Source organism: Escherichia sp. WS1265 (assembly GCF_046487585.1).
In the GTDB taxonomy this organism is placed as follows: domain Bacteria; phylum Pseudomonadota; class Gammaproteobacteria; order Enterobacterales; family Enterobacteriaceae; genus Escherichia; species Escherichia coli.
Genome location: NZ_JBJQJE010000073.1, coordinates 1 through 1,810, shown reverse-complemented (window position 1 = coordinate 1,810; position 1,810 = coordinate 1). Strand labels below are relative to the sequence as shown.

Here is a 1,810-nt window from a genome sequence, read left to right as displayed (position 1 = left end):
TGGCATTCAGGGTTCTGCCCATGACGACAGACCTGAGCAGACTGACAACAGGGACAATGAATGTTAACGCTGGCCATAAAGAATATCAAAAGCTCATATTATACATCTAATTCAACTTATTGGAGGTATCACCCGGGTCGAGGATATAAAGCGCGGTTTTCCGCCTAACTTTTTTTGTAACATCATGCTGCTACCAGCGTTTTGCTTCGGCAACGCAATGACGGAAATCAGTTCCGTGGGACACACGGAAACTTAATGCCTGTGGAGGGATGGCGTTGTCATCCGTTGAAACAGGAATCAATCGAAACGATTCTTCCGGCAGCGAAATATCGTCGGAATCCACGTCCTTAAGGGCATGGAGGATGTCAAATATATTACAGAGGTTATATGAAGCATTTAGTCCAGCAACATAAAAAAGGTCTTGATATAGGTATTTGTTCTATATGTTCGGCACACCCACTGGTCATTGAGGCTGCATTACGTTTTGAGTTGAATAATAATCGTAAGGTATTAATCGAAGCTACCTCGAACCAAGTGAATCAGTTCGGCGGCTATACAGGTATGAAACCAGCTGATTTTCGAACTTACGTTGAAGGAATTGCTAGAAAAATTGGATTTCCTATAGAACGTCTAATCCTAGGGGGGGATCATCTCGGTCCAAATTGCTGGCAGAATGAACCGGCAGAACAGGCGATGGAGAAATCCCTAGTCTTAATTGCTGAATATGTTAAGGCTGGTTTCAGTAAAATTCACTTAGACGCCTCAATGTCTTGTGCAGATGACCCTGTTCCTTTGCCACCGGAAGTAATTGCTGCTCGAGCTGCTGAACTATGTCGGGTTGCAGAAAATGTAGCAACTGCAGAACAAAAGGTTGCCTTAACGTATGTCATTGGGACTGAAGTTCCTGTTCCTGGTGGTGAATCATCTACTATAGATGAAGTTCATATTACGCACTCTCAGGATGCTGCACAAACTATCCAACTTCATCACGATGCGTTCCGAAAAATTGGACTTGATGATGCTATTAACCGCATTATCGGCTTGGTTGTTCAGCCCGGAGTAGAATTCGATCACAGTCATGTGATTCATTATGAATCCTCTAAAGCGACTAAGCTGAGTCGTTTCATTGAAAACACTCCCATTGTGTATGAAGCTCATTCGACAGATTATCAAACACGAACAGCATATCGTGCATTAGTTAAGGATCATTTTGCTATTCTTAAAGTGGGGCCAGCACTTACTTTTGCATTGCGTGAAGCTATTTTTGCTCTTGCAAAGATTGAACAAGAACTTATTTATCCAGAAGCCCAAAGTCGTGTTTTGGCTGTTATTGAGCAGGTAATGCTTGATGAACCTGATTACTGGAAAAAATATTACAACTCAGAGTTTTCTCAGGCTATGGTCGATATCCGTTATAGCCTTTCAGATCGTATTCGTTATTACTGGCCGAATGCAAGGATTAGTGCGGCAGTAGATAAACTGATTGCAAATCTCGATACTATGGAGATACCTCTCGGTTTGCTCAGTCAGTTCCTTCCCAAGCAATTTGATCGCGTCATGAATGGAATTCTTAAACCAGAGCCTCGTCTATTAATTATTGATAAGATTCAGGATGTTCTTCGTGATTATGCCTATGGCTGTGTTCCAATTTTAGAATGATTTATTATTGCTTGCACTAGCAATAAAATTCTTGGTGATGCCTCCAATTAGTAGAATATGTATTTTTCAATAAAACGCTCCGATGACTTTTTCGCGAAGCTCAACAGAACGTGAAAAACAGAGCGTTTTGCGAACCAGACGTTTAATACGG

At 41.7% G+C, this 1,810-nt stretch carries 2 protein-coding genes and 1 pseudogene; 1 reads left to right on the top strand and 2 read right to left on the bottom strand.

From position 1 onward, the window contains the following. On the bottom strand, positions 1-77 hold a 77-nt coding region (locus ACJHX3_RS24825; protein WP_410236226.1), incomplete at its 3' end, for an IS1 family transposase. Between the two features lie 310 nt (positions 78-387). Here ACJHX3_RS24825 and gatZ point away from each other — a divergent pair. Beyond that, on the top strand, positions 388-1,659 hold the full coding sequence (gene gatZ, locus ACJHX3_RS24820; RefSeq protein WP_000682085.1) for a tagatose-bisphosphate aldolase subunit GatZ: 1,272 nt from the start codon (positions 388-390) through the stop codon (positions 1,657-1,659). Positions 1,660-1,706: 47 nt separating this feature from the next. On the opposite strand, the pseudogene ACJHX3_RS24815 reads toward gatZ, so the two are convergent. After that, positions 1,707-1,810, bottom strand: a pseudogene (locus tag ACJHX3_RS24815) (IS1 family transposase); the annotation flags it as partial.